This window comes from Mesorhizobium ciceri biovar biserrulae, assembly GCF_001618845.1.
GTDB lineage: Bacteria > Pseudomonadota > Alphaproteobacteria > Rhizobiales > Rhizobiaceae > Mesorhizobium > Mesorhizobium ciceri.
In genome coordinates, this window is the sequence record NZ_CP015064.1 from 1,763,269 (window position 1) to 1,789,548 (window position 26,280).

31 protein-coding genes are annotated in these 26,280 nt (G+C 63.5%); 19 read left to right on the top strand and 12 right to left on the bottom strand.

Going from position 1 to position 26,280, the window contains the following annotated elements:
- The first annotated feature begins 37 nt into the window (after positions 1 to 37).
- From A4R29_RS07805 to A4R29_RS07830, 6 genes are all read left to right on the top strand, one after another.
- The gene (locus A4R29_RS07805; RefSeq protein WP_063171635.1) at positions 38 to 1,222 is read left to right on the top strand and encodes a cell wall hydrolase; all 1,185 of its coding nucleotides are present in this window, start codon (positions 38 to 40) and stop codon (positions 1,220 to 1,222) included.
- Between the two features lie 253 nt (positions 1,223 to 1,475).
- Entirely contained in the window at positions 1,476 to 1,883 is a 408-nt protein-coding gene (locus tag A4R29_RS07810; RefSeq protein ID WP_013532844.1) for an AtpZ/AtpI family protein, read from the top strand.
- A 59-nt stretch (positions 1,884 to 1,942) separates the two neighbouring features.
- Complete coding sequence (locus A4R29_RS07815) at positions 1,943 to 2,701, top strand: F0F1 ATP synthase subunit A (protein ID WP_013532843.1); 759 nt, start codon at positions 1,943 to 1,945, stop codon at positions 2,699 to 2,701.
- Between the two features lie 85 nt (positions 2,702 to 2,786).
- Entirely contained in the window at positions 2,787 to 3,011 is a 225-nt protein-coding gene (locus A4R29_RS07820; RefSeq protein WP_006206606.1) for a F0F1 ATP synthase subunit C, read from the top strand.
- 63 nt (positions 3,012 to 3,074) lie between these two features.
- Positions 3,075 to 3,674, top strand: coding sequence for a F0F1 ATP synthase subunit B (locus A4R29_RS07825; RefSeq protein ID WP_013532842.1), 600 nt, complete (start codon positions 3,075 to 3,077; stop codon positions 3,672 to 3,674).
- Positions 3,675 to 3,684: 10 nt separating this feature from the next.
- Positions 3,685 to 4,176, top strand: a complete 492-nt coding sequence (locus A4R29_RS07830; protein ID WP_013532841.1) for a F0F1 ATP synthase subunit B — start codon at positions 3,685 to 3,687, stop codon at positions 4,174 to 4,176.
- Between the two features lie 274 nt (positions 4,177 to 4,450).
- Here the strand turns inward: A4R29_RS07830 and A4R29_RS07835 are convergent, their stop codons facing one another.
- The gene (locus tag A4R29_RS07835) at positions 4,451 to 5,152 is read right to left on the bottom strand and encodes a ribonuclease HII (protein WP_027164182.1); all 702 of its coding nucleotides are present in this window, start codon (positions 5,150 to 5,152) and stop codon (positions 4,451 to 4,453) included.
- A gap of 152 nt (positions 5,153 to 5,304) precedes the next feature.
- Positions 5,305 to 6,459 carry a PA0069 family radical SAM protein gene (locus tag A4R29_RS07840; protein ID WP_023808673.1) on the bottom strand — a complete coding sequence of 385 codons (1,155 nt, stop codon included), beginning with the start codon at positions 6,457 to 6,459 and terminating at the stop codon, positions 5,305 to 5,307.
- Positions 6,460 to 6,608: 149 nt separating this feature from the next.
- Between A4R29_RS07840 and A4R29_RS07845 the strand changes: the two genes are divergently transcribed.
- Together A4R29_RS07845 and A4R29_RS07850 are read left to right on the top strand one after the other, a co-directional pair.
- A complete protein-coding gene (locus A4R29_RS07845) occupies positions 6,609 to 7,133 on the top strand; it encodes a glycosyltransferase (RefSeq protein WP_013532838.1) in 525 nt (174 codons plus the stop codon).
- A 143-nt stretch (positions 7,134 to 7,276) separates the two neighbouring features.
- On the top strand, positions 7,277 to 8,251 hold the full coding sequence (locus A4R29_RS07850) for a hypothetical protein (protein WP_013532837.1): 975 nt from the start codon (positions 7,277 to 7,279) through the stop codon (positions 8,249 to 8,251).
- A 20-nt stretch (positions 8,252 to 8,271) separates the two neighbouring features.
- On the opposite strand, the gene moaB is transcribed toward A4R29_RS07850, so the two are convergent.
- The 6 genes from moaB to A4R29_RS07880 all read right to left on the bottom strand — a co-directional run bounded on the left by moaB (position 8,272) and on the right by A4R29_RS07880 (position 11,969).
- Positions 8,272 to 8,826, bottom strand: coding sequence for a molybdenum cofactor biosynthesis protein B (gene moaB, locus A4R29_RS07855; RefSeq protein WP_024502637.1), 555 nt, complete (start codon positions 8,824 to 8,826; stop codon positions 8,272 to 8,274).
- Entirely contained in the window at positions 8,813 to 9,712 is a 900-nt protein-coding gene (locus A4R29_RS07860) for a 4-(cytidine 5'-diphospho)-2-C-methyl-D-erythritol kinase (protein WP_063171636.1), read from the bottom strand. Before A4R29_RS07860 ends, moaB begins: the two co-directional genes overlap by 14 nt.
- A gap of 20 nt (positions 9,713 to 9,732) precedes the next feature.
- Positions 9,733 to 9,918 (bottom strand): membrane protein, encoded by a 186-nt coding sequence (locus A4R29_RS07865; RefSeq protein WP_013532834.1) that lies wholly within the window; start codon positions 9,916 to 9,918, stop codon positions 9,733 to 9,735.
- Between the two features lie 83 nt (positions 9,919 to 10,001).
- Complete coding sequence (locus A4R29_RS07870; protein ID WP_063171637.1) at positions 10,002 to 10,865, bottom strand: S49 family peptidase; 864 nt, start codon at positions 10,863 to 10,865, stop codon at positions 10,002 to 10,004.
- Positions 10,866 to 10,944: 79 nt separating this feature from the next.
- Entirely contained in the window at positions 10,945 to 11,745 is an 801-nt protein-coding gene (locus A4R29_RS07875) for a tRNA1(Val) (adenine(37)-N6)-methyltransferase (protein WP_024502640.1), read from the bottom strand.
- Complete coding sequence (locus A4R29_RS07880; protein WP_063167652.1) at positions 11,745 to 11,969, bottom strand: putative signal transducing protein; 225 nt, start codon at positions 11,967 to 11,969, stop codon at positions 11,745 to 11,747. The genes A4R29_RS07875 and A4R29_RS07880 overlap by 1 nt, the downstream gene beginning before the upstream one ends.
- Before the next feature lie 200 nt (positions 11,970 to 12,169).
- Here A4R29_RS07880 and A4R29_RS07885 point away from each other — a divergent pair, with 200 nt between their 5' ends.
- The 5 genes from A4R29_RS07885 (at position 12,170) to A4R29_RS07905 (ending at position 17,133) form a co-directional block, all read left to right on the top strand.
- On the top strand, positions 12,170 to 13,186 hold the full coding sequence (locus A4R29_RS07885; protein WP_063171638.1) for a polyprenyl synthetase family protein: 1,017 nt from the start codon (positions 12,170 to 12,172) through the stop codon (positions 13,184 to 13,186).
- Between the two features lie 104 nt (positions 13,187 to 13,290).
- On the top strand, positions 13,291 to 13,959 hold the full coding sequence (locus tag A4R29_RS07890) for a GntR family transcriptional regulator (RefSeq protein WP_027164176.1): 669 nt from the start codon (positions 13,291 to 13,293) through the stop codon (positions 13,957 to 13,959).
- 107 nt (positions 13,960 to 14,066) lie between these two features.
- On the top strand, positions 14,067 to 14,660 hold the full coding sequence (locus A4R29_RS07895) for a biotin transporter BioY (protein WP_063171639.1): 594 nt from the start codon (positions 14,067 to 14,069) through the stop codon (positions 14,658 to 14,660).
- Complete coding sequence (locus tag A4R29_RS07900) at positions 14,657 to 15,100, top strand: DUF1284 domain-containing protein (protein ID WP_063171640.1); 444 nt, start codon at positions 14,657 to 14,659, stop codon at positions 15,098 to 15,100. Before A4R29_RS07895 ends, A4R29_RS07900 begins: the two co-directional genes overlap by 4 nt.
- Before the next feature lie 257 nt (positions 15,101 to 15,357).
- A complete protein-coding gene (locus tag A4R29_RS07905; protein WP_013532826.1) occupies positions 15,358 to 17,133 on the top strand; it encodes a tetratricopeptide repeat protein in 1,776 nt (591 codons plus the stop codon).
- 81 nt (positions 17,134 to 17,214) lie between these two features.
- Here A4R29_RS07905 and A4R29_RS07910 read toward each other — a convergent pair whose 3' ends face one another.
- On the bottom strand, positions 17,215 to 17,676 hold the full coding sequence (locus A4R29_RS07910) for a GNAT family N-acetyltransferase (protein WP_013532825.1): 462 nt from the start codon (positions 17,674 to 17,676) through the stop codon (positions 17,215 to 17,217).
- 218 nt (positions 17,677 to 17,894) lie between these two features.
- Here A4R29_RS07910 and A4R29_RS07915 point away from each other — a divergent pair, with 218 nt between their 5' ends.
- The gene (locus A4R29_RS07915; RefSeq protein WP_174299093.1) at positions 17,895 to 18,815 is read left to right on the top strand and encodes a glycine--tRNA ligase subunit alpha; all 921 of its coding nucleotides are present in this window, start codon (positions 17,895 to 17,897) and stop codon (positions 18,813 to 18,815) included.
- A 3-nt stretch (positions 18,816 to 18,818) separates the two neighbouring features.
- On the opposite strand, the gene A4R29_RS34070 is transcribed toward A4R29_RS07915, so the two are convergent.
- On the bottom strand, positions 18,819 to 19,133 hold the full coding sequence (locus A4R29_RS34070; RefSeq protein ID WP_145923741.1) for a hypothetical protein: 315 nt from the start codon (positions 19,131 to 19,133) through the stop codon (positions 18,819 to 18,821).
- Between the two features lie 88 nt (positions 19,134 to 19,221).
- Here A4R29_RS34070 and glyS point away from each other — a divergent pair, with 88 nt between their 5' ends.
- Both glyS and A4R29_RS07925 read left to right on the top strand, forming a co-directional pair.
- Positions 19,222 to 21,342 (top strand): glycine--tRNA ligase subunit beta, encoded by a 2,121-nt coding sequence (gene glyS, locus A4R29_RS07920; RefSeq protein ID WP_063171641.1) that lies wholly within the window; start codon positions 19,222 to 19,224, stop codon positions 21,340 to 21,342.
- A gap of 109 nt (positions 21,343 to 21,451) precedes the next feature.
- A complete protein-coding gene (locus A4R29_RS07925) occupies positions 21,452 to 21,745 on the top strand; it encodes a hypothetical protein (protein WP_063171642.1) in 294 nt (97 codons plus the stop codon).
- A gap of 105 nt (positions 21,746 to 21,850) precedes the next feature.
- On the opposite strand, the gene A4R29_RS07930 is transcribed toward A4R29_RS07925, so the two are convergent.
- Together A4R29_RS07930 and A4R29_RS07935 are read right to left on the bottom strand one after the other, a co-directional pair.
- The gene (locus A4R29_RS07930; protein ID WP_024502648.1) at positions 21,851 to 22,240 is read right to left on the bottom strand and encodes a hypothetical protein; all 390 of its coding nucleotides are present in this window, start codon (positions 22,238 to 22,240) and stop codon (positions 21,851 to 21,853) included.
- A 135-nt stretch (positions 22,241 to 22,375) separates the two neighbouring features.
- On the bottom strand, positions 22,376 to 22,858 hold the full coding sequence (locus A4R29_RS07935; protein ID WP_063173618.1) for a hypothetical protein: 483 nt from the start codon (positions 22,856 to 22,858) through the stop codon (positions 22,376 to 22,378).
- A 190-nt stretch (positions 22,859 to 23,048) separates the two neighbouring features.
- Between A4R29_RS07935 and A4R29_RS07940 the strand changes: the two genes are divergently transcribed.
- From A4R29_RS07940 to A4R29_RS07950, 3 genes are all read left to right on the top strand, one after another.
- A complete protein-coding gene (locus A4R29_RS07940; RefSeq protein ID WP_063171643.1) occupies positions 23,049 to 24,023 on the top strand; it encodes an L-threonylcarbamoyladenylate synthase in 975 nt (324 codons plus the stop codon).
- Between the two features lie 8 nt (positions 24,024 to 24,031).
- Complete coding sequence (locus tag A4R29_RS07945) at positions 24,032 to 25,462, top strand: FAD-binding oxidoreductase (RefSeq protein WP_063171644.1); 1,431 nt, start codon at positions 24,032 to 24,034, stop codon at positions 25,460 to 25,462.
- 186 nt (positions 25,463 to 25,648) lie between these two features.
- On the top strand, positions 25,649 to 26,215 hold the full coding sequence (locus tag A4R29_RS07950) for a DUF6101 family protein (protein WP_024502652.1): 567 nt from the start codon (positions 25,649 to 25,651) through the stop codon (positions 26,213 to 26,215).
- Positions 26,216 to 26,280: the final 65 nt, after the last annotated feature.

Below are 26,280 nucleotides of genomic sequence, written 5' to 3' on the forward strand. Positions count from 1 at the left end.
CTCCAGTGGGGTCTGTAGCGTTCCTGGAGAGAGTTCCGTGCATCGACGTGTGTTGAAGCGGCTGGTTGCCGCCGCCGGTGAGAGAAAACGTGGCTTTCTGGGTCCGCTCGTCATCGGTTTCGGCATCTGGATCGGCTTTCCGACCGTCGCCGCCTATCAGGACATGACGAGCCTCGTTTCCGGCCTCGAAGCATCGAGCACGCGCTGGAATTCCTATGTCGAGAAATCCGTCGCCGGATCGACCCACGCGGCCGAGATGCCCTTTGTCGATTCCGATGTCACCGGCTCCATTTCCGGATCGGGCGTCCACCTGGCCGGTGTCGGCAACGTGTCGTTTCGCGGCAAGGGCGGCAAGGTCAGCGCCACGCCCGATGAGGACCGCGTCGTGCGCGCCGAGAAGAAAGGGCGCATCGTCCAGATGTCTCCCGTCGCACCGCCAAAGAACTTCAACGCCGGCTCGATCTTCGAGCGCACGTCCTCCTTGCTGCGACCCAGCATGGACAGCGGCCTGAAAATGGCTTTCGCCAAGCCGCAGATCAAAGGCAAGGAAATCCAGATCGCCGCCGCATTCCATGCGCGCGAGGACAAGAAGCCGGATCCCGGCATGCCGGCCATGCTGGCGGCGCTGGTCAACAACGACCATCCGGATGTGCTGGCCACCGCCTATGCGCAATCCGAGCCGGACTATGCCAAGGCATCGCCCTTCGAGGCCCTGCTTCAGGACGAGCAGCCCAATGAGGGCCGCTTCATTCCGCCGATGGCAAAGGGCGATCATTCGTGGATCCAGAACCCGCTGCCGGCGAGTGTCTTCTCCAAGAAGGAGCAGGCATGCCTTGCCAACGGAATCTATTTCGAGGCGAGGAGCGAATCCGTGCGCGGCCAAGCCGCTGTCGCCCAGGTCATCCTCAACCGCGTCCGCAATCCGACCTATCCGAATTCGATCTGCGGCGTCGTCTACCAGAACGACAGCTGGTTCAACCGTTGCCAGTTCTCCTTCGCCTGCGACGGCAGGAAGAAGCGCATCGATAGCCCAGCCGCCTACAAGACCGCCCAGGAGATCGCCATGGCCGTCACCGCCGGCAAGATCTTCATTCCGGAAGTCGGATCGTCGACCCACTACTATGCCCAATATGTCCATCCCGGCTGGGCGCGCACGATGCAGAAGATGACCAAGATCGGCCTGCATATCTTCTATCGGACCTATGGCGGCGGCTGGAGCTGAGTGCGGAGCAGCCGCTGATCTTGATGTGGCGCGCAGCCGATCAAAGAGCCATTGCGCGGGGGATTCGCCCCATGCATCCTCGTCATCCTGGCGGGCACGATGTCGCACCTTCGTAATTCATTGATTTCATTGCCTAAAATACATGGCAATGAACTTCCGCCCGTGGCTTGACGGGCGCAAACCCTCTAACTATGTTGCCGGCGACTTTAGAAGCGGACGGACGGTGACGGTCTGACCGGGCAGGGGGGTTGCGATGGCCGACAAGAATGGGCCAGACGGAACCGGAGAAACCGGCCGCGGCAATCAGCATGAACCCGACATCCGCGACGACGATCTTGAGCGCCGCCGCCGTGACCTTGAAGCTTCGCTTGCGACAAGGCGGCCGGGCCGGCTCGAGGGGAAAGACGACGCGAAAGCGGGCAGTGTGGCCGGTTATGGTCAGGCGCTCAAACTCTCCAGCGAGTTTATCGCCGGGGTGGTGGTGGGTGCCGGCATCGGCTGGGTCATCGACCGTTTGGCGGGGACATCGCCATGGGGTCTGATCGTGTTTCTGCTGCTTGGTTTTGGCGCCGGAGTGCTCAATGTGATGCGTTCCGCCGGCGTCGTGGCAGAATTTGGACAGGGCGATAAATCGCGCCGTGGCCAAGACGACAAGAAATGACCGCGCACCATGTGCGGTAATGGTAACGAGGCCGTACGCGGCATTGACGGGGTTTGAACGTGGCAGCTGACAAGGTCGATCCGATCCACCAGTTCCATATCAACAAGCTGATTCCGATCGACATCGGCGGCTATGACCTGTCTTTCACCAATTCGGCGCTGTTCATGGTCGCAACCGTGATCGTCGCGGCTGGATTCCTGTTTCTCACGACGTCGAGCCGCAGCCTGGTTCCCGGGCGACTTCAGTCGGTCTCCGAGATGGCGTACGAGTTTGTCGGCAACATGTTGCGCGACGCCGCCGGCACGCAGGGCATGAAGTTCTTCCCTCTCGTGTTCTCGCTGTTCATGTTCGTGCTCGTCGCCAATCTGCTTGGCCTGTTCCCCTATTTCTTCACCGTCACCAGCCACATCATCGTCACCTTCGGCCTTGCCGTGCTGGTGATCGCAACCGTGGTCGTCTACGGCTTCATGAAGCATGGTCTTGGCTTCCTGAAACTGTTCGTGCCGCACGGCGTGCCGGTCTTCCTGCTGCCTCTCGTGGTGCTGATCGAAGTGATCTCCTTCGTGTCGCGCCCGGTCAGCCTCTCGGTTCGTCTGTTCGCCAACATGCTCGCCGGCCACATCACGCTGAAAGTGTTCTCCGGCTTCGTCGTCAGCCTGAGCGCGCTCGGCGCGGTTGGCGTCGCCGGCTCGATCCTGCCTCTGGCGATGGCGGTGGCGCTGACGGCACTGGAACTGCTGGTCGCCTTCCTGCAGGCCTACGTCTTTGCCGTGTTGACCTGCATGTATCTCAACGACGCCCTGCATCCAGGGCACTAGGTCCAAAAGTTTCCGGCCCAAAGATTTCCAACATTGGCGCCGGATGGAATCGCAACGGAATTTTAGATCCAAAGGAGTTGAACAAATGGACGCAGAAGCAGCAAAGTACATCGGCGCCGGCATCGCTTGCCTGGGCATGGGTGGCGCGGGCATTGGCCTCGGCAACATCTTCGGCAGCTACCTGGCGGGCGCACTGCGCAACCCGTCGGCCGCCGATGGCCAGTTCGGCCGTCTGATCTTCGGCTTTGCCGTGACCGAAGCTCTGGGCATCTTCTCGCTTCTCATCGCGCTTCTGGCCCTGTTCGGCTGAGCACTCGGGAAGATTGGACAGGCCGGCCGCGCAAGCGGCGGGCCTGAATTTCGGGGATAGTCCATGTTCGTGACATCTGCCTTTGCGCAAGAGTCCGCGCCATCAGCCGATACCAGCCACGCTGCGACGGAAGGCGACACGCATTCCGGCACCAGCGTGCCTGCTGAAGCGCATGGCACGTTTCCGCCATTCGATCCGGCGACGTTCCCGTCGCAGCTTCTGTGGCTGGCGATCACCTTCGGGCTGTTCTATCTCTTCCTGAAGCGGGTGGTGATGCCGCGCGTCGGCGGCATCATCGATGTCCGCAACGATCGCATCACGCAGGACCTCGACCAGGCGGCCAGGTTGAAGGGCGAGGCCGACGCCGCCGTTGCTGCCTACGAGCAGGAACTGGCGGAAGCCAAGACCAAGGCCAACGCGATCGGCCAGCAGGCCAACGACGCTGCCAAGGCCGAGGCCGACACCGCTCGCAAGAAGGTCGAGGCCGCGCTCGACGCGAAGCTTGGCGAAGCCGAAGCCCGCATTTCTTCCATCAAGGCCAATGCCATGAAGGAAGTCGGCAGCATCGCCGAGGACACCGCTTCAGCGATCGTCGAGGCTCTGGTTGGCGGCAAGGCCAGCAAGGCCGAGATCGCGGCCGCGGTCAAATCCGTGGCCCGGTGAGGAGCGCATCATGGATTACACATCTCTCGCGACGCTCTGGGCCACGATAGCCCTGATCATCTTCCTCGGCGTTGCCGTCTACATCAAGGTGCCTGGCATGATCGCCAAGGCGCTCGACGCCCGTGCCGCCAGGATCAGCAATGAACTGGACGAAGCGCGCCGGCTGCGCGAGGAGGCCCAGCAGCTGCTCGGCCAGTACCAGCGCAAGCGCAAGGAAGCCGAGCAGGAGGCCGCCGACATCGTCGCTGCCGCCAAGCGCGAAGCCGACATGCTTGCCGCCGACGCGCATAAGAAGACCGAGGACTATGTCGTCAGGCGCACCGCGCTTGCCGAACAGAAGATCGGTCAGGCCGAGCGTGATGCCATCAGCGAAGTGCGCGCCAGCGCCGTCGACATCGCCGTCGAGGCAGCACGCGCGCTGCTTGCCGGCAAGATCGACGCCAAGGCCGGTGCAGATCTGTTCAAGGCTTCGCTCGCGGACGTGAAGTCGAAGCTGAATTAGGCGGTTCGTCTAGCCAGTCATCGAAAGCCGCCCGGGCAACCCGGCGGCTTTTTTGTTGCGGCGCTGAAGCTGCCAATCTCCCCCCTCGTGGGGGAGATGCCCGGCAGGGCAGAGGGGGGCGTGAAGGAACGCTAACCTTTGTTGTCCTAAGGTCTATCGGGACAAGCCTGAGGGCATAACTGCAATCGATTGAGAGGCCGGCGGGACAGCGCCCCCCTCTCTCCTACCGGACATCTCCCCCACAAGGGGGAGATTGGCTTGTCGTCGTCGTCGCTCAATCCAGCCCGGCGAAGCTCTCTTCTTCCACCACGTCCACCTCGGCCCCACCCAGCCGGAATGGCGCAAACGACACGCGGTGCAGCCGCGCCACCGGGCCATGCGCTTCGATCGCGGTGCGATGGCGAACCGTGGCGTAGCCCATATGGACTTCGAACCCGTAGCGGTCGTGATGGTTGCCGCAGCCGCACATCATGCGGTCGCGCATCACCTTGGCGACGATCGAGGCGGCGGCGATCGACTGCGAACGCTGGTCGCCCTTGATCAGCGCGCGCCCTTCACAAGGCAGTCCCGGCGGCACGTCGCGTCCATCGGCAAGCGCAAGCTTCGGCCGGACCGACAGCCCTACCAGCGCGCGCCGCATGGCTTCCAGGCTTGCCTTGAGGATGTTGCTGCCGTCGATGCCCTCGGCGCTGATGGAGGCCATCGAGACCGCCTGTGCGGAGCCGAGAATGCGCAGGAACAGGGCCTCACGCTGCAAATGGCTGAGGCGTTTGGAATCGTCGAGGCCGTCGGGAATGTTGGCGGGATCGAGCACCACCGCTGCGGCGACCACCGGCCCGGCCAGGGGGCCGCGGCCTGCCTCGTCCATCCCGGCGACCGGCCACAGGCCCTCCGCCATCGCCTTCGTCTCGAAGGAGAAGTCGGGCTTCTCGATGATCTCAAAGAGAGGCGGAGAATCAGAACGCGCGCGAGCCATGTTGCGGCGAGGTTCGCATCGGCTCCGATTCTCCGCAAGTCCCTCCGGGTCGGGTGGGGCGCCGGACCGGGAGGGCACCGTCTGCAGGCCGGGGCAGGCCGGACGGGATTCTTGGTGCGCGACGGATCAAACCATCGCGACGAATTGTCTCTTCAAAGCAGCGTCAGTTGCACCTGGTCTTTCCCGGCGGCAACGAACTGATCGGTCCGCAGCGTGCGCCGTTCGGCATTGAGACCAAGCCGCTTGGCTGTGATCTCGAAGCGCCGGCCGATCTGCCAGGCATAGGGACCGGCGCCCTTCATGCGCTTGCCCCATTCCGAATCGTAGTCCTTGCCGTCACGCATGGAGCGGACAAGCGACATCACATGGCGGTAACGGTCGGGATAATGGCGCAGCAGCCAGTCCTTGAAGATCGGGCTGACCTCCAGCGGCAGCCGCAGGATCACATAACCCGCCTCGCGCGCGCCGGCCGCACGTGCCGAATCGAGGATGCGTTCCATCTCCGGATCGGTCAGGCCCGGAATGATCGGAGCCACCATGACCGACGCCGGAATGCCGGCATCCGAAAGCTGCCGGATCGCTTCCAGCCGCTTGGTCGGCGTCGACGCGCGCGGCTCCATGGTGCGCGCCAGCATGCGGTCGAGCGTCGTCACCGACAGCGCCACCTTGGCGAGCCCTCGTTCGGCCATGCGCGACAGGATATCGATATCGCGCGTCACCAGGGCGGACTTTGTCACGATGCCGACCGGATGGCCGCGCGCTTCCAGCACTTCGAGGATTTCGCGCATGATCCGGTATTGCTTCTCGATCGGCTGGTAGGGGTCGGTGTTGGTGCCGATGGCGATGGTGCGCGGCTGATAGCTGTCCTTCGAAAGCTCCTTGTCGAGCAAGCGCGCCGCATCAGGTTTGGCGAACAGCTTCGATTCGAAATCCAGACCCGGCGACAGGCCCATGAACGCGTGCGTCGGGCGGGCAAAGCAATAGACGCAGCCATGCTCGCAGCCGCGATAAGGGTTGATGGAACGGTCGAAGGAAATGTCGGGCGATTCGTTGCGGGTGATGATGGTGCGCGGCTTCTCGACCTGCACTTCGGTCTTGAAGGGGGGCAGTTCTTCCAGCGAATTCCAGCCATCGTCGAACACGTGCCGGCTGACTGGCTCGAATCGGCCGGACGGGTTGATGCCGGCCGACCTGCCGCGGTTGCGGTCCGGGCGGACACGCATGCCGCTCTGCTCGACCATCGCATTGGCCATCTCGGCTCTTCCTGCTCCGAAAGCTGCAATGTCGGCGCGCACGATCTGTTCCATTTTCGCCCGCTCCCAGGGACTGTCCGTGTTGTGTCGAATCGCTCTGTTCATGAAATTATTCCTATTTCATCGATGAGAACAAAGCAAGAACTTTCTATGGTGCGATGCAAAACTGGCGCTGTCCGGCGCTTTCCGCTATTCGGCTAAGGATGCTCAGTGTTCTCATCGAAACCCGCAATGACGAGGAGGGCCTCGCCCGCACGCTCGCCTCGCTGATTGGCGGCGCGGTCGAAGGCGTGGTGCGTGAAGTCATCGTCTGCGACACAGGCTCCACCGACCAGACGCATCGTGTGGCCGAGCATGCCGGCTGTCAGTACGTGACCGGCGGTGTCGCTGCCGGCATCCGCCAGGCCAAGGGGGATTGGTTGCTGCTCCTGGAACCGGGCGCGCGGTTGGTGGAGGGCTGGATCGATGAGGTTGTCGCGCATACGGCCAGGCAGACCATGGCCGCACGATTTTCGCGCACGCGGGCCAGCCGCACGCCATTCCTGGCACGGGTCTTTTCGGGAAACCGCGCCCTGGCCGACGGATTGCTGATCAGCAAGCGTCAGGCGGCGGCCGCGGCCAAGAGTGCCGGCAGTGCTGAGGCCATCGCCCGCGGCCTCGCAACGAAGCGGCTCGACGCCGAGATCTGGATGGCGCCCGCCAAGCAGGAACGCCGCTCCTCGACATGATTTTTTGCAACTGCTCAGGCCATTGTGCATTGCACAAAATCTGACGCGGGGTTAGCTTCCGTTCAAGCGGGAATTGGGTTTGGGACATGCCGAGTGGCGAGCACCGATGCGGCATCGGTGGTGCTCTCATAGCCGAGGACCCAATGAAGCTTTCAACCCCCGACACATCCGGCGCGGCCAGTCTCGAGGCTATTGCGCGCGACGGCAGTCTGTTGCGACGCATCGCGGTGCGCATTCCGACCTATCTCAAGGACCTGCGCGAAAACCCCGCCTGGCTGCCGATGTTCGTGCTGGCGCGCACAATGCCTGGACGCCGCATGCATTGGCTGGGCGCAAAACGCGCCCGCCCGGTCGCCAATGCCGGGGATACGATGTTTGCCGGTGTCGAACGGGGAGCGGTCGTCGATGCGTTGCGCTCCGACGGGCTGTTCTCAGGCCTGGTCCTGCCGCCTGATATCCATGAAGAGATCGCCGACTTCGCCGGGCGCACGCCTTGCTTCGGCAATTTCGACCGCCGTCTCGAATTCATGCCGGGGGAACATGCCGAGGCCGAGAAACGCCTTGGCCGCTCGCTGCTCAGCGGGCATTTTTTCGAGCGCATCCTCGACTGCCCGGCGGCGCTTGCCATCCAGCGCGATCCGCTGCTTCTGGATATTGCCGCGCACTATCTCGGCGGCCAGGCAAAACTGATCACGACGCGCGTCTGGTGGAGTTTTCCAACCGGTGCCGCTTCGGATGCCGACAAGAACCTCGCCTCGCTCGGCAAGTATCATTTCGACCTCGATGATTGGCGCATGCTGAAATTCTTCTTCTACCTCAAGCCGGTCGACGCCGACACCGGTCCGCATGTCTATGTCAGGGGCAGCCACAAGCGCCGCAGCCTCAAGCACCAGCTCACGCTTCTGGTTGGACACCCCGCGCAACAGGTCCTGGATGTCTATGGCGAGCAGAGCCCGGTGACGCTGACCGGCGAGGCCGGTCTCGGTTTCGTCGAGGACCCTTTTGGCTTCCATATGGGCACCGTGCCGGCACGCACGCCGCGACTGATGATGGAAGTCGGCTTCGGCGTGTCGCCGCCGTCGCGCCGGCGGTTTCATGGCGAACCGGTCATCCGCTGAGAGCGACGCTTGCCTCGGCTTTACGGAGCTGATTTGCCGCGCCGCAAATGCTCGTCCAGGCGCGGCATGATCTCGACGAAGTTGCACGGCATATGCCGGTAGTCGAGCTGTGCCTTCAGGATGCCGTCCCACGCGTCCTTGCAGGCGCCTGGCGAACCCGGCAGCACGAAGACGAAGGTGGCGTTGACGACGCCGCCGGTCGCCCGGCTCTGGATCGTCGAGGTGCCGATCTTGTCGTAGGAGATCCGGTGGAACACTTCCGAAAAGCCATCCATGCGCTTTTCGAAGATCGGCTCCAGCGCGTCCGGCGTCACGTCACGCCCGGTGAAGCCGGTGCCGCCGGTGGTGATGACGACATCGATATTCTTGTCCCGCGACCACGCCAGAACCGTGTCGCGGATTTTTTCCCGATCGTCGGTGACGATATCGCGGGCCGCCAGCATATGGCCGGCCTCGGTGATGCGGTCGGCCAGGGTCTGGCCGGATTTGTCGTCGGCGAGGCTGCGCGTATCTGAAACGGTCAGCACCGCGATGCGCACGGGAATGAAGGAGCGGCTCTCGTCAATTCTGGCCATCAGATACCTCCGATGCGATGCTGCGCGTCGCCGCGACGAACCAGTCGGGCTGGCGGCCGCGGATTTCGGCGGCGGCGCGCTTGGCGACATTGCCGGTCTCGAACAGGCCGAAGCAGGTGGCGCCGGACCCGGACATCCGTGAAAAACCCGATCCGGCCTTGTTCAGCCAGGAAAGCGCCCTGCCGATAGCCGGCTGCATCGCCAGCGCGGCGGGCTCGAGATCGTTGCGGGTGATCTCCAGCCAGTTGCGCAGGCTATGAAAATCGATGCTGCGCGGCAGCGGCGGCAAGGCCTCGTTGTCGCGCCGGGAAAGCGCCGCAAAGACGTCCGCCGTCGAGACCGGGGTGCCCGGATTGACCAGCACCAGGCCAAGCGCCGAAAAATCCGGCACCATCGACAGTTCATCTCCGATGCCGCGCGCGACCAGCGGCTTTGCCGCCAGGCACATCGGCACATCGGCGCCGAGCGAAATGCCGATCCGCGCCAGCTCTGCGCCGTCGATATCCAGGCCCCATGTCTCCACCAGCCCGCGCAGCACGGTCGCCGCGTCGCTCGAACCGCCGCCGACGCCGGAGGCGACCGGCAGGTTCTTTTCCAGCCGGATAGCGACCGGCGGTGTTCTCTCGTGCCCGACCGCCTGTCGCAGGGCATCGCGCGCCCTAGGCACCAGATTGCTGGCGTCGAGAGGAACGGCCGGGGCGTAGCGGCCGGACACGGTAAATTCATCGATGTCGGCGGGCGCGATTTCGATCCTGTCGCCAAACCGCGTGAACACCGCCAGGCTTTCGATCAGATGATAGCCGTCAGGTCGCCTGCCGGTGACATGCAGCGCAAGATTGATCTTGGCGTGCGCGTGCCAGCTACGCGACCCGATGTCGGTGTCCACAATGGTCTGCGAAATGGTGCTCAGTCCTTGGCCAGCCGGTACTCGCCGGTCTTCGGATCCTTGACCAAAGTGCCCATCGCGCCGTTGGCCGTCTGCTTTTCGGTACGCCGCACCTTGGCGGTCACGCGTTCGGCTTCCCTAATGAAGGTGCGGTAGCCGAAATAGGCGGCGACGCCAACGACGGCGAAGAAAATGATCTGCGGCATACCAAAACTCCTCCCACGCTGGGCCGGCGAAGGTGGCCGGTCGGGTCGGTTAAGCTCTCATGCTAGACGCTTTTGCCGTGTTTTTAAAGCTCGAAGCGAGACCACAATGCGCGCTCTTCCGCCGCATCGATCAGGCCGCTGGCGGCAGCGCCTGCGATATCGGGCGCTGAAAAGCCCTTGCTTGAGCCAAACAGGCCGAAGCGGCTGAGGAAACCGCGCGGTGTCGTGATCAGCCTGAGCTGGGTTTTCGCGCCGAAACGAGTCTTGAGCACCGTGCGCATGTCGCCGAGCGCATCGACCAGGCCGAGTTCAAGGCCCTTGATGCCGGTCCAGAACAGGCCGGTGAACAGGTCCGGGTCGTCTTTCAGTTTCGCGCCGCGCCGCTCCTTGACGAGGTCGATGAACGTGCCGTGCACCTCGAGCTGCAGCGCCTTCAGCCGCTCGACATCTTCCTTTTTCTCGGGCTTGAACGGGTCGAGCACCGCCTTGTTCTGGCCGGCGGTGTGGACGCGTCGCTCGATGCCGATCTTCTTCATCAGTTCCGGGAAGCCGAACGAAGCCGAGACCACGCCGATCGACCCGACGATGGAGGATGGGTCGGCGAAGATCTCATCACCGGCAACCGCGATCATGTAGCCACCCGACGCCGCCACGTCTTCGACGAAGACCAGCACCTTTCTGTTCTTTTCCGTGGCCAGGTCACGGATGCGCTTGAAGATCAGCCGCGACTGCACCGGCGAGCCGCCGGGCGAATTGATCGAGATGGCGACTGCCGGGGCGTCGTAGGAAAACGCCTTCTCGATGAGGCCAGCGGTGGAGGCCAGCGACAGGCTCGGCCGGAACTGGCCACCGCCTGCCATGATGGTGCCGTGCAGCCGGATGACCGGAATGGTGACGACGGTGGAGCGCCAGGATTTCGGCAGCAGGCGGTTGATAAGGCGTTTCACGAGGGCGTGGTCTCCGGTCGATAGGTTGCAGGCATGTAGGGATTTCCCGGCCAACGGCAATGTGGCCAGGCAGAATAGCTCAATCTCCGAACAGCGAGGCGAGGCCGTTGGTGATCATTTCGCTGCGCTCGTCGGGGCCGTTGCCTGATTGCGCGTGCAGCATCAGGGGCGGGCGGATGGCAAGCTTTCCCCGTGTCCCGAGCGCTGCCCGCACAACGATGCGGATTGCCGCGGCGTCTGGGCGAGGGTGGACGGCGAGCATTTCGGCATCGCCGAAGCGCCCTGCGATCGCATCGAGAATGGCGCCGAGCTGTTCGGGGCGGGCGATGACGGCAAGCCCGCCGCGCGGCCTGACAACCGCCGCCGCACTGCGGATCCAGCTCTCGAACACCCCGTCCTCCATGACATGGGCCTCTTTTCTGAGGCGATCGGGGGAGGCGCGGTCCCGGGGAGCGTTGAAGGGCGGGTTCATGATGACGAAGTCGAAATCATTGTCGGCGAGGCCGGCGGCCGCCCGCGCCCGGCCCGATACGGTGACATCGGCGACCAGCACGGAGGCGCGATCGCTCAGATGGGCATTGCCGGGATGGGCAAGGGTGGCTGCCGCGAAGGCCGCCATTTCCGGCGCGCGTTCGACAAGCACCGCCTCGGCGGCCGGGCAGCGCGACAGCACCGCCAGGCCGGCGGCCCCGGCACCGGCACCGAAATCGGCGAGACGACCGGCAAGGGAGGACGGCACGGAGGCCGCCAGCATCATCGCATCCATGCCGGCGCGATGGCCGCCTTGCTTGGGCTGCACCAGCCAGAATCGGCCGCGATGGAAAGCGTCGACCGTATGGGCCGGCGTGTCCGGGACAAGGGCGGCGGGCGCGGCGGACATTATTTTCCGCGGATTTCGTTGGCGATGCCGGCATCCCTGAGGATGCGCCGTGCCGCGTCGGCCTGGTCGGCGTCGACCATGACGCGCTTCTGCAAAAGACCGATCGACCCTTCGAGAATGCTCATATTCTGGTCGGCGACAAAGCAGGCAATGCCGGCGTCGCGCATCAGCGATTCGACAAAGGAAATGATCACGGCATCGTTGGTGCGGACTAGTTCTATCATCGTATGAAACTCGCAGTTTGCGCTATTGATGTAAACGGGCAGGGCATTCCGGGGCAGAGCCGTTCCCTTGGGGTCGTTGACATTCTGTCGCCGCCGCCGCGCCAATTCGCCACTTGCCGTGCCCATGTCCGCCGCCCTAGAGTCCATACAGGGACTAAGGGTGCCGTCGCACGCTCTATACCAAGACGGGAGTGATTGTCGTGGGTGTCGTTCTCAACATCGAAAACGGGAAGCGGGAGCCCGCCTCCATCAAGGATCTGATCGATCTGACTGTCGCCGATATGGGGCGCGTCAATGAATTGATCCTGTCCAAGGCCGGCTCCGACGTCGAGATGATCCCGGAGGTCGCCAACCATCTGATCTCGTCCGGCGGCAAACGGCTGCGGCCGATGCTGACGCTGGCCGCAGCCCAGATGTTCGGCTATGCCGGCGAGGGCCACGTCAAGCTCGCCACCTCGGTCGAATTCATGCACACCGCGACGCTTCTGCACGACGATGTCGTCGACGAGAGCGGCATGCGCCGCGGCAAGAAGACCGCCCGCATGATCTGGGGCAACCAGGCAAGCGTGCTGGTCGGCGACTTCCTGCTCGGCCAGGCCTTCCGCATGATGGTCGATGTCGGCTCGCTCGAAGCGCTCGATATCCTGTCGAGTGCGGCCTCGATCATCGCCGAGGGCGAGGTGATGCAGCTTGCCGCCGCCAAGAACCTCGAAACCACCGAGGACGAGCATTTCGCCGTCATCAAGGCCAAGACCGCCGCACTTTTTTCGGCGGCTGCCGAGGTCGGCCCGGTTATTGCCCAGGCGACGCGCAACGATCGTGCGGCGCTGCGCTCCTATGGCATGAATCTCGGCCTGGCCTTCCAGCTGATCGACGACGCGCTGGACTATGGCGGCACCAGCAAGGATCTCGGCAAGAACGTCGGCGACGATTTCCGCGAGGGCAAGGTGACGCTTCCGGTCATTCTCGCCTATCGGCGCGGCACCAAGGCCGAGCGCACCTTCTGGAAACGCGCCATCGAGGACAATGTCGCCGATGACGCCGGCCTGGAAAAGGCGACCGGCCTGATGACCCGCCACGGCGCCATTGCCGACACAATCGGACGCGCCCGCCATTTCGGCGAGATTGCCCGCGACGCGCTGGCGCCGCTCGAAGCGACGCCGCAGAAATCGGCGCTGATCGACGTCATCGATTTCTGCATCAGCCGGGTGAACTGAGGCTGGACTTTCGCGACGCTATCTCTGGCCTGGGCTAAGAGGAAGTTTAGGAATTCGGTCCCGCCGTCTCGACAAGCCGCCCTGCCGCAAATTATCTATAAAACATGGCAAAGGGCACAGACGACACCATCGCGGTGCGCATCAGCAAGGTTCTGGCGGACCGCATCATCTCCGGTGCGATCGAGCCGGGGGCCAGGCTTCGGCAGGATCACATCGCCGAAGAATTCCAAACCAGCCATGTTCCGGTGCGCGAGGCCTTCCGCCGCCTCGAGGCGCAAGGGCTGGCCATCGGCGAGCCGCGCCGCGGCGTGCGTGTCGCATCTTTCGATCTGGGCGAGGTCAAGGAAGTCGCCGAAATGCGCGCCGCCCTTGAAGTGCTGGCGCTGCGCCACGCCGCGCCGCATCTGACATCGGCCATTCTCGATCTCGCCGAGGAGGCGACCAAGGCCGGCGACAAGTCCCGCGATGTCAGGTCGTGGGAGGAAGCCAACCGCGCCTTCCACCGCTTGATCCTCGCGCCATGCGGCATGCCGCGCCTGCTCGCCACCATCGACGATCTGCACGCGGCAAGCGCCCGTTTCCTGTTCGCGGCATGGCGCTCGGAGTGGGAGACACGCACCGATCAGGACCATCGCGCGATCCTCGCCGCCTTGCGGCAGGGAAACACCGAATCGGCGGCCGTCACACTGGGGCGGCACGTCCAATGGATTGGCCGCAAGCCGGTCAGGACGGCTTCCGGAACGACGCGCGAAGCCTTCGCCATCGTAGGTTAGACGGCCTCCGCCAAAGCCAGGGCTTGCAATCTCCAGGGAAGTGTGGATTCGATAATAGATCGAAAACAGAAATTATCTATAATTTGAAATCGATCGAAGGAATCCCAATGACAGACGTCGCATTCTCGTCCAACAAGCCGTCGTTCAGCCCGCTCCGGCTCCAGGATCGTTCTCTTGCCTGGCAGATTGGAGCCGTTGTGCTCGGCACCCTGTTCCTGACGCTGTCATCCTACGTCGAAGTGCCGATGGTGCCGGTCCCGGTGACGATGCAGACCTTCGCCGTGACATTGGTCGGCGCGCTCTATGGCTGGCGGCTTGGCGCGCTCACCATTGCCGCCTGGTTGGTCGAGGGCGCTGTCGGCTTTCCCGTTCTGTCCGGAGGGGCAGCGGGTGCGGCGCATTTCGTCGGGCCGACGGCTGGCTATCTCTTCGCCTTCCCGCTTGTCGGCGCAATGGTCGGCTGGCTGGCCGAACGCGGCTGGAACGGCAAAAGGGTGATGCTTGCCTTCGTCGCCATGCTGCTTGGCAACCTTGCCTGCCTTGTGCTGGGCACAGCATGGCTTGCCGTCATGATTGGAGCCGAACAGGCCGTTACCTTCGGCTTCCTGCCGTTCATCGTCGGCGGCTTGCTCAAGTCGGCGCTGGGTGCCGCGACCCTCATGGCCCTTCCCGGCGGTAAGGCCAAGCCGGTCAATCCGTGACGATCAGGCTGCGCGCCCATCACCTCCTTTGCCTGCTCACCTATGTGGGCAAAGGATACAGCCCCGCCTTCACCGCCAATTATGATCGCGTCGCGGTGCGCCTGAGCCGGGGCGAGGACATCCTCCTCGTTTCCGGCCCGGACGATGTCTGCGCCCCGTTGCTTGATGAGCCGGAACCGCACTGCCTCAACGAGAGTGTCGTCGAGCGGGACCGGCTTGCCACGCAGGATGTGGGCGAGTTGCTGGCGCGGCCAATCCGCGTCGGCGCCCGTCTTGATCTCGATCCTGCGATGCTGGGCCGGATGCGGCAGGCGTTTTCGGCTGGCCTTGTACGCAAGGCCTGCGGCGGCTGCGAATGGAACGAACTGTGCAGCACGATAGCGGCCGGCGGCTACAGCGACACGCTGGTGCAACGGTCTGCCTCGCCAGGCGAGGGCTGATATTGGCCCGAGCCTTAGCGGTCGAAGCGGAGCCTCAGCGTCGAATCTGTGATATATTCGGCGCCGCGTAGGGCCATGGCCGAAATCCCAAGAGCGGAAAATTGGTGCCTGTCGCCATGATTTGTTAATCGGGTGCCCGGATTGTGAATTCGAGGCGGATTGAAGCGCGACCCCAAAAAGGCCATGCTTTGCCTGGAAAGATCGAGTCTACGCCGATCCCGCTGACGCGGAGATGGCGCCTGGCTGAAAGGGATACGATGCGGCAAGGACGTGCGCGCTGGCTGACAAGGCTGGCAATTGTGACAGGCATGGCGATCTCGGCTTTGCCGGCCTATGCCAAGCAAACCACCGAACCGGTCAAGATCACGTCGTTTTCGGGCGCCTATCTGGCAGCCCGGATCGCCGAAGGCGACAACGACCTCGACAGCGCCATCGCCTACTACAAGCAAGCATTGGCCTTCGATCCGAGCGACACCGGCCTGCAGCAGAGCCTGATGCTGTCGCTGATCGCGCAAGGGCGCTTCGACGAATCCCTGGTCTATGCCGACAAGCTCAAGGAAGTGCCTGACGTCGAGCGTTTCTCGCGACTGGCACTCGCCGTCGATTCCTTCCACAAGAAGGATTTCACCAAGGCGCAGTACTGGCTCAAGCTGTCGCTGGAATCCGATCTCGACCGGCTGATCTCCGGGGTGATGTCCGGCTGGGCGCAGCAAGGCGCCGGCGAGCCTGCCGATGCGATGGCGTCAATCGACAAGCTGCAGGGGCCGGATTGGTTCGGCCTGTTCAAGTCGTTCCACCGCGCCCTGATCGCTGATGCATCCGGCATGCCCGAAAAGGCCGAGGCGATCTACGCCGCGACCATGCAGGATACCGCCGCCGGTGGTGCCGCTCCCGAAACCTGGATGCGCAACGCCCAGGCCTACGCCTCGTTCCTGGCCCGCAAGGGCGACAAGACCAAGGCGCTGTCGGTGCTCGACCAGGCCGAGGCGTTTTCGCCTGGCAAGCTGGAAATCGTCGCCTTGCGCGACCGAATTGCAAAAGGCGACAAGATTGCGCCCCTGGTGGCCGGCCCATCCGATGGCGCCTCCGAAATCCTGCTCGACCTCGCCACCGCGCTCAATCGTGGCGGCGGCGAGCCGTTCGTGCGCCTCTATCTGCAATATGCGCTTGCTTTGAAGCCTGATAGCGACGCTGCCCTTGTGCAACTCGCTGCCGTGTCCGAGCAATTGAAGGACGGCGAAGGCGCCATCGCGCTCTATCGCCGGATCCCCGCCGGTTCGCCGCTGAAGGAGCTTTCGGACCTGCAGCTCGGCCTCAACCTTGCCGATCTCGACCGTCACGAAGAAGCGATCACTCATCTGAAGGCTTTCGTCGACGCCCATCCCAATGACATGCGCGCCTATCTGGCGCTCGGTGGCGTCTATTCCTCGAAGGAGGATTTCCGTTCGGCCGCCACACTCTACGACAAGGCTGTCGAGGCGCTGAAGACGCCGACCGCAGCCAACTGGAACATCTTCTACCAGCGCGGCATCGCCTATGAGCGCCTGAAGGAATGGCCCAAGGCCGAGCCGAACTTCCGCAAGGCGCTGGAACTGTTCCCCGACCAGCCGCAGGTGCTGAATTATCTCGGCTATTCCTGGGTCGACATGAACATGAATCTCAAGGAAGGGCTGGCGATGATTCAAAAGGCCGTCGACCTCAGGCCGAGCGACGGTTACATCGTCGATTCGCTGGGTTGGGCCTATTTCCGCCTCGGCAGGTTCGATGACGCGGTGCGCGAAATGGAACGCGCCGTGTCGCTGAAGCCGGAAGATCCGGTTCTCAACGACCACCTGGGCGATGCCTACTGGCGCGTCGGCCGCAAGCTGGAAGCCACCTTCCAGTGGAATCAGGCTCGCGACCTGAAGCCGGATCCCGATGTGCTGGCCAACTTGCAGCAGAAGCTGATGAAGGGCCTGCCGCCGATCGAATCCAACACGGCGCAGGAGACCCCGAAGGTCAAGCCGGAGCCGGTGCCCGCCCCGAAGGGATGAAGTCAGCCATTTGAATTCAACGCAAACGGGGCTCTTTTCAGGGTCCCGTTTTCGTTTGAACCGCGTATCCGGCTGGCTGCCTCAGAAGAGCTTGCGATAGACGACAAAGCCGGAGTGTTCGGCGACCTTGTCGTAAAGCTTCATTGCCGTGTGATTGGTCTCATGCGTCAGCCAGTATACCCGGCCTGAACCGGCTGCCCGGGCGCGCTCGTAGACGCCCTCGATCAGCGCCCGTCCGATGCCTTTGCCACGCGATGCCTGCGTGGTGAAAAGGTCCTGCAGATAACAATTCGGCGCGATCGCCGTTGTGCTGCGATGGAAGAGATAATGCACGAGGCCGAAAAGCCGTCCCTCGCTTTCGGCCACCAGCGCGTGGACCGGCTCATAGGCATCGAAGAAACGCGACCATGTCATCTGGGTAATCTCACCCGGCAGGGCCGTTTCGCCCGAGCGGCCATAAAATGCATTGTAGCCGTCCCACAGCGGCAGCCATTGCTCGAAATCCTGTCGCGCAACGGGGCGGATGACGATCGGGCTGGGCATGGCTGGAACCTGTTGTCGTTGCTGCACAGGCGAACAGAGCGCAGGCCCGAGAGATGGGCAATGGGCCAGCCCCTGCAAAGCTCTCAACATTGTCCATAATGTCGGCGCGACCGCATCGGCGTGCTTTGCTTGACGCTTCGCCGCCGTGTCTCTAGGACGTGCCGGCAAGCTAGCCTGTGCTGTCGAGGCCACCCGTGACAATTGAAATCCCCGCCCATATGCATCCCAGCCGCTCGTTCCAGGGGCTGATCCTGACCTTGCACAACTATTGGGCGGCCTATGGCTGCGTCATCCTGCAACCCTACGACATGGAAGTCGGCGCCGGCACTTTTCATCCGGCAACGACGCTGCGCGCGCTCGGCCCAAAGCGCTGGAACGCTGCCTATGTCCAGCCCTCGCGCCGCCCCAAGGACGGGCGTTATGGCGAGAACCCGAACCGGCTGCAGCATTATTACCAGTACCAGGTGATCCTGAAGCCGAACCCGCCCAACTTGCAGGAACTCTATCTCGGCTCGCTGGCGGCGATCGGCGTCGATCCGCTGCTGCACGACATCCGCTTCGTCGAGGATGATTGGGAAAGCCCGACGCTGGGCGCCTGGGGTCTCGGCTGGGAATGCTGGTGCGACGGCATGGAAGTCTCGCAGTTCACCTATTTCCAGCAGGTCTGCGGTATCGAATGCGCGCCGGTGGCCGGCGAACTCACCTACGGGCTGGAGCGGCTGGCCATGTATGTGCAGGGCGTCGACAATGTCTACGACCTCAACTTCAACGGCCGGGAAGGCGCCGACAAAGTCACCTATGGCGATGTCTTCCTGCAGGCCGAGCAGGAATATTCGCGCCACAATTTCGAACACGCCAACACGGCGATGCTTCTGCGCCACTTCGAGGACGCCGAGACCGAATGCAAGGCGCTGCTCGATGCCGGCGCGCCGGCATCGAACGACAATCTGCCGATGCACCGCATGGTTTTCCCGGCCTATGATCAGTGCATCAAGGCCAGCCATGTCTTCAACCTGCTTGACGCGCGCGGCGTGATTTCGGTCACGGAACGACAGAGCTACATCCTGCGGGTGCGCAATCTGGCGAAGGCCTGCGGTGAGGCGTTTTTGAAGACGCAGGCGGGTGGCCTGGCGGCCTGAGTCTCAGGCCCGCTTCGTCATCTCGAAGGAAACTTTGATCGGCAATATGTTCTGGCTGCTGGCACCGTCGATTGTGCGCAATGCCTGTCGAACGCCCGGCATCGAGAAGGCACCGTGAGCCTGCGCGGTGAAGCAGGCGCCGAGTGCGAGGATCTGCAGAAGTCTGGATGCCGTTTTCATGGTCGTTGAGCCAAATGTTCCCTGCCTGAGCGTGGGTCGCTTCAGCGCTGCGTTCGGTTCATGGAAATCTTTGATCCAAGGACGGGTGGCGCGGTCTCGTCCCGACAGGATGGCCAAAATTTCTGGAAACGGGCGCAAATCGGCGATCCCCGTGCGGAAAGGGTGACAGCGGCCAGCCGAGTTGCTATGCCCCCGCCCGGACCATTTTGCCGCGTGAGCCCCATCCATGCCCGACCTGCTTCTAGAACTCCGCTCGGAAGAGATTCCCGCCCGCATGCAGCGCAAGGCGGCTGGCGATCTCAGGAAGATGCTGACCGACAGCCTGGTCGAGGCGGGGCTGACCTATGAGGCGGCGCGCGAGTACTGGACGCCGCGGCGGCTGACCCTCGACATCAGGGGTCTCACCGCGCGCTCGAAGGATATAAACGAAGAGATCAAGGGGCCTTCGACATCGGCGCCCGAACAGGCGGTCCAGGGCTTCCTGCGCAAGGCCGGACTTTCCTCGATCGCCGAGGCGCATGTCCATTCCGATCCGAAGAAGGGCGATTTTTATGTCGCCCACATTTCGAAGCCGGGCAGGGCGGCCGAACAGATCATCGCGGACCTGGTGCCTGATATCATCCGCAATTTCCCGTGGCCGAAATCGATGCGCTGGGGGCCGGCCTCGGCCAAGCCCGGTTCATTGCGCTGGGTGCGCCCGCTGCAATCGATCCTGTGCACCTTCGGCCCGGAGACCGAGGAGCCTGTCGTGGTCGATTTCGAGATCGACGGCATCCGCTCCGGCAACATCACCTATGGCCACCGTTTTCATGCGCCTGATGCGATCACGGTGCGCCGCTTCGACGACTATGTTTCCAAACTGGAAGCGGCCAAGGTCGTGCTCGATGCCGACCGCCGCAAGGAGATCATCCTTGCCGACGCCCGCAATCTCGCCTTCGCCAACGGGCTCGACCTGGTCGAGGACGAAGGGCTGCTGGAGGAGGTGTCCGGGCTGGTCGAATGGCCTGTCGTGCTGATGGGCGAGTTCGAGGAGGCATTCCTCGCCATTCCAGCCGAAGTGATCCGACTGACCATCCGCGCCAACCAGAAGTGCTTTGTGACACGGCCGCAGGGTGTCGACGACGCGCTTTCCAACCGCTTCATCCTCACCGCCAACATCGAAGCCAGGGATGGCGGCAAGGAGATCGCCCACGGCAACGGCAAGGTGGTGCGCGCCCGTCTGTCCGACGCGCTTTATTTCTGGACGACCGACCAGGGCGATTTGCCCGACCTGCGCGAGCTCGAGGCATCGGCGGAAAAATTCGGGCTTGATCTCAAGAAGCCGCTCGACCAGCGCATGGCCCGCCTCGACCATCTCGGCGTCACTTTCCACGCCAAGCTCGGCACGCAGGGCGAACGGGTGGAGCGGATCAAGCGATTGGCGGAAGAAGTGGCTCCGATCGTCGGCGCCGATCCCGCGTTGGTGGGCCGCGCCGCTGTCCTGGCCAAGGCCGACCTCACCACCGAAGTCGTCGGCGAGTTCCCGGAACTGCAAGGCGCCATGGGCCGCAAATATGCGCTGCTTCAGGGCGAGCATGCATCGGTCGCCGCTGCAGCGGAGGAACACTACAAGCCGCAAGGCCCGTCCGATCGCGTATCGAGCGATCCGGTTTCGATCACAGTGGCGCTTGCCGATAAGCTCGATACGCTGGTCGGTTTCTGGGCAATCGACGAAAAGCCGACTGGGTCGAAGGATCCCTATGCGCTGCGTAGAGCGGCGCTGGGTGTGGTTAGAATATTGGTCGAGAATGATATTCGACTGGCGCTGGCAGCCATCGTCGGGAAAGCGTCTGACCTTCTGTCCTTCTTCCACGACCGCCTGAAAGTCTACCTCCGCGATCAGGGCGCCCGGCACGATCTCATCGATGCCGTCATCACGCCGCAGTCCGACGACCTCTTGCAGATCGTGCGCCGCGTCGAGGCGCTCGGCTCCTTCCTCGACACCGAGGACGGCAAGAACCTGCTCGCCGGCACCAAGCGCGCGGCCAACATTCTGGCTGCCGAGGAGAAAAAGAAAACGGCGGTCGCCGAAACCGTTGAGCCGGCGCTGTTTCGCGCGGATACCGAGAAATCGCTGTTTGCGGCGGTGAACCAGGCTGAGAAGCAAGCCGGCGAAGCGATTCAAAACGATGATTTTTCCGGCGCCTTGCTGGCGCTTAGCGTGTTGCGCGAGCCGGTTGATTCATTCTTTGAGCATGTTCTTGTAAACGATGAGGATCAGGCGGTGCGTGCCAACCGCCTGGCGCTGCTCGCCCGCATCCGCACGGCCACCGGTCAGGTCGCGGATTTCTCCAGGATCGCAGGTTAAGGCGAAGAAAATATTCTCTGCTACCGGCCGTTCGAGCCGGCTTACAGTCATATGGCGATGATCTCTCCGTGGCAAAAGGGACATGTTCCCCAACCCCACGGAGGCTTCCATGAATTCCGATCACGAAATCGAAGTGACAGAAGAAACTCCCGCCGAGGCGCTTGAATCCGCTTCCGAAACCATTCTCGATCATGCCGCCGCCGCAGCGATCGAAGCCGCTGACCTGTCTGATGACGACGAAGACGGCGACGATGAAGAAGGCGAAGAGTCCACCGAAGCTGCCACGCTCTCGGATGACGACGAAGATGAAGACGAGGACGAAGACGACGCCGAGGACAGCGTGAAGGCTGAAGGCGACGAGTCCGAAGAAGAAGACGACGACGACAAGGAAGAAGCGGCCTGATCTTTTCAGCCGCCGAGTCTATCGATGGCAAGGCGGCGCCGAGGCGCCGCCTTTTCCTATCAGCCGTCCCCGAAGCCGACTGTCAGCCGCCCCGGCGACGGCCCGTCAGTTCTCGAGAATGCTGACGCGCACGCTGTTTTCGTAGACATCGACCTGGATCAGCGGTTCGCCATTGACGATGGCGCGCTTGGTCGAGGAACTCATCGCGCCGCCGCGTTCCAGCATGCGCTGCAGGTCGGCGCGCTGGTCGTTGGTCCTGAACCAGCCATCAGCCTCGTCGTCGCTGTCACGGCGGTGGAATTTGTGCCAGTTGGCGCGGTCCTGCCGCACCATCTGCGCGGCATTGTCCAGCGCGTAGCCGTCACTCGCCTGATGATCCCGATCGGAAATGCGCGCGACATAGGATCCCAGCATGTCGTCGGCATGAGCCGCGACGACGCCAAGCAGTGACGCCAGCAATAGGCCTGCTCCGGTTACGATTCCAGATTTTCTCATGGACCCCCCTCTACCCCTAGTGATGAAATCCCGTCTGCCAGAAATGCCTGGAACGGGGACTGCCTGGCAATGGTGCGCCGGGCGCCAGATCGCCGTCAAGTCACGCCATCGATGTCGGCTGTCTTTGAGCCGAGGCTACTTGGTGTAGCCGTTGGGAGGCATGCGCTGCCCTGCTGCCGGGGCCGGAGCGCTCGGCGGGGCGGGTTTGTTCTCGGCGTTCCCTGAGGGGGCAGCGGAAGCGGTGGCCGTTGCCGGCGCGGTGCCAGCGGCCGGCGCGGCACCGGTCGCTGGTGCAGCGGTTGGCGCGGGTGCCGGGAAATCGGGACCCGTAACGCCGCCACGGATGACCATCGGGCCTGGCTGGAAGCCGTGTCCGGTCGCGGGCTTGTCCGGGATCGCCGCTACCTTTTCATCGGTGACGTCGGGCGCTTCCCCTATTGCCATCACCGATCGCGCATCGCTGGTGTTGACCGCATCGACGGTTCCAGGCTGGTTGGGAGCGCCGATCCTGACGATCGATGGTGTGGAGGATGGCGTGCCTGGAAAAACCAGGGATGACGCCTGGGCTTCGCCGGCCGCAACAGCAAGAATGATACCCAGCAGGATACGCGCAGACACCGATATCGCCCCTTTGCCCAGAAGCTGTTCGATAGCAGGCCGGAATTGATGCCGGCTTTCGCGGAAACATAGCATTTTAGGGATTGATAAATCGCCAATGCTCCTGCTCGCCAACAAACGGTTACCCAACAGCCGACTTGCCCAATGGCCGCCATCGTACTACGCACCCCGCATCTGTGAGGTGACGAGAGTGGCTGAAATACTTGGCTCGGGCGAGGCGCTGGAGCGGGCGCTGGCGCTGCTCAGGGAGGGCGATGTCGTCGCCATCCCGACGGAAACCGTCTACGGGCTGGCCGGCGACGCGACCAACGGCATCGGCGTCGCGCGCATCTTCGAAGCCAAGGGGCGGCCGCGCTTCAACCCGCTGATCGCCCATGTCGCCGACATGGCGATGGCCGAGCGCCTCGCGCTGTTCGATCCGCTGTCCAGGAAACTGGCGCTGGCGTTCTGGCCCGGTCCGCTGACGCTGGTGCTGCCGCAACGGCCCGGCAACGGCATCCATCCGCTGGTCACCGCCGGGCTCGATACAATCGCCTTGCGCATGCCGAGGGGCTTTGGTAGCGATCTGATCGCCAGGCTCGGCCGCCCGCTTGCCGCGCCCAGCGCCAATTCATCCGGCAGGATCAGCGCAACGACCGCGCAAGCGGTGGCAGCCGATCTCGGTGCGCGGATAAAGCTGGTGGTCGATGGCGGCGCGACCCCGGTCGGGCTGGAATCGACGATTCTCAAGGCCGAGGGGGAAAGAATGCGGCTGCTGAGGCCCGGCGGCATCGCCGCCGAGGAGATCGAGGCCGCCATCGGCATGGAATTGTTGCGCGGCGGCACCGCCAGTATCGAGGCGCCGGGTATGCTTGCCTCGCACTATGCGCCAGGTGCTGCGATGCGGCTCAATGCCGGCACGGTCGGCGAGGGCGAGGCTTTGCTCGGCTTCGGCAGCCAACGGGCGGACGGCTGGCGCCGCGCCGAAGCCTTCCTCAATTTGTCCGAAACCGGGGACCTGCGCGAAGCGGCGAGCAATCTGTTCGCCTATATGCAGGCACTCGACCGCAGCGGCGCGCGCACCATCGCCGTCGAGCCTATTCCCTGCGACGGGCTCGGCGAAGCAATCAACGATCGGCTGTCGCGTGCAGCCGCCCCTCGTGACATCACGCAACCCGCAACATAGTTTCCCCCATGATCGAAATCACAAAGACACTCGATCCCGCCCTCATCGATCGCTTCGCTGCGATCGTCGGCGACAGATATGCGCTGCGTGATCAGCAGGACATCGCGCCCTACCTCATTGAGCGACGTGGGCTCTGGCACGGCGCGACGTCGCTGGTGCTGCGGCCGGGCAGCGTCGACGAGGTCAGCCGGATCATGCGGCTGGCGACCGAGACGGGAACGCCGATCGTGCCGCAAAGCGGCAACACCGGGCTGGTCGGCGCGCAGGTGCCGGACAGGTCCGGGCACGAAATCGTCCTGTCGCTGTCGCGGCTGAACCGCATCCGCGAGATCGATGTGCAGTCCAACACCGTAACAGTAGAAGCCGGTGTCATCCTGCAGACGCTGCAGGAGGCAGCCGACGCCGCCGACCGGCTGTTCCCGCTGTCGCTGGCCGCGCAAGGCTCCTGCCAGATCGGGGGCAATCTTTCCTCCAATGCCGGCGGCACCGGCGTGCTTGCCTACGGCAATGCGCGTGAACTTTGCCTCGGTGTCGAGGTGGTGCTGCCGACCGGCGAGGTGTTCGACGACCTGCGCAAGCTGAAGAAGGACAACACCGGCTACGATCTGAAAAACCTGTTCGTCGGGGCCGAAGGCACGCTCGGCGTCATCACCGCCGCCGTGCTGAAGCTGTTCCCGAAACCGAAGGGGCGCGAAGTCGCCTTCGTCGGCCTGTCGTCGCCCGAGGCGGCACTTTCGCTGTTCGGCCTGGCCATGGACCGTGCCGGGGCAGCACTCACCGCTTTCGAACTGATCGGCAGGCGGCCATATGATTTCACCCTGGCGCATGCCCAGGGTGTGGTGCGGCCGCTGATCGAGGACTGGCCGTGGTACGTGCTGATGCAGATTTCATCAGGCCGTTCGTCGGAAGATTCGAGAGCGTTGATCGAGGATGTGCTGTCGGCTGGCCTCGAACAGGAATTCGTCGGCGACGCCGTCATTGCCGCGAGTCTCGCGCAGGGCGATGCCTTCTGGAATTACCGTGAGTTGCTGCCCGAGGCGCAGAAACCGGAGGGCGCCTCGATCAAGCACGACATTTCGGTGCCTATCGCATCGATCCCGCGTTTCATCGAAGAAGCCGCCGGCGCGGTGGCGTCGGTGAGCGCCGGCGCGCGCGTGGTCTGCTTCGGCCATATGGGCGACGGCAATCTCCACTACAACATTTCGCGGCCCGTCGACGGCGACGATGAGGCGTTCCTCGCTCTCTATCACCCCATGAACAAGGCGGTGCACGATGTGGTGCGCAGCCTGCACGGTTCGATCTCGGCCGAGCATGGCATCGGCCAGTTGAAGCGCGACGAACTGATCGCCACCGCGCCGCCGATGGCGATCGATCTGATGCGAAGGGTGAAGGCCGCTTTCGACCCGGCCGGCATCATGAATCCGGGTAAGGTTATCTGATCCTTTCGACATCTTGTGGTTGGTGGGATTCCGATAACCATCCCTGAGATCAGCAAAATTTAACCGACTTTCTTAAGCGGGGCGGTAAGGAGCCCGCGCTACTGTCTCCATACAAACGAGGCTGGAAAAACCGGCCCGGAGAGAACCGGACACCGGCTCTCAGGAGACAGACAGGAAGGCCACTCTATGAACACCGGACTGAAGCCAGTCTGGGCGGGACGCAACATGCGTCTCGACCCATTTCGCCTGCCGCAAGTGGTGAGCTACGCGACTCGCGACGACTACGGCGATGTAACCTTCACCATCGACCAGCGCGGCGCCGTGATCCGCCGCTTGCTCGAGATGAGCGGCCTGCCCGCGATCATCGTTCTGCCCTCCAATGCGTTCCGCGGCGTTGCCGCCCGCGCCATGGAGGATCCGGACGGCAATGTCACGGTGACCTTGGAACTCCTGCACAACGACCCGATGCTGTCGGTGCCGCTGCTGGTGGCCGACGATCTCGACGATGTCGCCGCCGACTGGCGCGCCTGGGCCGACGCTTACCGCCTGCCGATGCTGCTCATCGAATCGGACGGCGTTGCCCGCACCCTGGAAGAATCGCTCGGCGCCGCCATCAAGACGCTGCCGCCGCAGGATCGGCGCAAGGGGCGGATTTCGAACACGCGCCGCCCGCGTTTCCTCGCTCGCCGCAGAGCTGGCGACCTCGGTCTCAGGCTGGTCATCGACGGCCAGGAGATTATTTCGAGGGATTAGGATGGATCTTCCTTCTCCCCCTGTGGGAGAAGGTGGCCGAGCGAAGCTCGGTCGGATGAGGGGTG

What these genes read in the sequence shown, in the direction of transcription:
- A4R29_RS07810 (WP_013532844.1), top strand. Translation starts at nt 1,476, where the DNA reads ATGGCCGACAAGAATGGGCCAGACGGAACCGGAGAAACCGGCCGCGGC.
- A4R29_RS07820 (WP_006206606.1), top strand. Translation starts at nt 2,787, where the DNA reads ATGGACGCAGAAGCAGCAAAGTACATCGGCGCCGGCATCGCTTGCCTG.
- A4R29_RS07825 (WP_013532842.1), top strand. Translation starts at nt 3,075, where the DNA reads ATGTTCGTGACATCTGCCTTTGCGCAAGAGTCCGCGCCATCAGCCGAT.
- A4R29_RS07830 (WP_013532841.1), top strand. Translation starts at nt 3,685, where the DNA reads ATGGATTACACATCTCTCGCGACGCTCTGGGCCACGATAGCCCTGATC.
- A4R29_RS07835 (WP_027164182.1), bottom strand. Translation starts at nt 5,152, where the DNA reads ATGGCTCGCGCGCGTTCTGATTCTCCGCCTCTCTTTGAGATCATCGAG.
- A4R29_RS07840 (WP_023808673.1), bottom strand. Translation starts at nt 6,459, where the DNA reads ATGGAACAGATCGTGCGCGCCGACATTGCAGCTTTCGGAGCAGGAAGA.
- A4R29_RS07845 (WP_013532838.1), top strand. Translation starts at nt 6,609, where the DNA reads ATGCTCAGTGTTCTCATCGAAACCCGCAATGACGAGGAGGGCCTCGCC.
- A4R29_RS07850 (WP_013532837.1), top strand. Translation starts at nt 7,277, where the DNA reads ATGAAGCTTTCAACCCCCGACACATCCGGCGCGGCCAGTCTCGAGGCT.
- moaB (WP_024502637.1), bottom strand. Translation starts at nt 8,826, where the DNA reads ATGGCCAGAATTGACGAGAGCCGCTCCTTCATTCCCGTGCGCATCGCG.
- A4R29_RS07865 (WP_013532834.1), bottom strand. Translation starts at nt 9,918, where the DNA reads ATGCCGCAGATCATTTTCTTCGCCGTCGTTGGCGTCGCCGCCTATTTC.
- A4R29_RS07875 (WP_024502640.1), bottom strand. Translation starts at nt 11,745, where the DNA reads ATGTCCGCCGCGCCCGCCGCCCTTGTCCCGGACACGCCGGCCCATACG.
- A4R29_RS07880 (WP_063167652.1), bottom strand. Translation starts at nt 11,969, where the DNA reads ATGATAGAACTAGTCCGCACCAACGATGCCGTGATCATTTCCTTTGTC.
- A4R29_RS07890 (WP_027164176.1), top strand. Translation starts at nt 13,291, where the DNA reads ATGGCAAAGGGCACAGACGACACCATCGCGGTGCGCATCAGCAAGGTT.
- A4R29_RS07895 (WP_063171639.1), top strand. Translation starts at nt 14,067, where the DNA reads ATGACAGACGTCGCATTCTCGTCCAACAAGCCGTCGTTCAGCCCGCTC.
- A4R29_RS07905 (WP_013532826.1), top strand. Translation starts at nt 15,358, where the DNA reads ATGCGGCAAGGACGTGCGCGCTGGCTGACAAGGCTGGCAATTGTGACA.
- A4R29_RS07910 (WP_013532825.1), bottom strand. Translation starts at nt 17,676, where the DNA reads ATGCCCAGCCCGATCGTCATCCGCCCCGTTGCGCGACAGGATTTCGAG.
- A4R29_RS07915 (WP_174299093.1), top strand. Translation starts at nt 17,895, where the DNA reads ATGCATCCCAGCCGCTCGTTCCAGGGGCTGATCCTGACCTTGCACAAC.
- glyS (WP_063171641.1), top strand. Translation starts at nt 19,222, where the DNA reads ATGCCCGACCTGCTTCTAGAACTCCGCTCGGAAGAGATTCCCGCCCGC.
- A4R29_RS07925 (WP_063171642.1), top strand. Translation starts at nt 21,452, where the DNA reads ATGAATTCCGATCACGAAATCGAAGTGACAGAAGAAACTCCCGCCGAG.
- A4R29_RS07930 (WP_024502648.1), bottom strand. Translation starts at nt 22,240, where the DNA reads ATGAGAAAATCTGGAATCGTAACCGGAGCAGGCCTATTGCTGGCGTCA.
- A4R29_RS07945 (WP_063171644.1), top strand. Translation starts at nt 24,032, where the DNA reads ATGATCGAAATCACAAAGACACTCGATCCCGCCCTCATCGATCGCTTC.
- A4R29_RS07950 (WP_024502652.1), top strand. Translation starts at nt 25,649, where the DNA reads ATGAACACCGGACTGAAGCCAGTCTGGGCGGGACGCAACATGCGTCTC.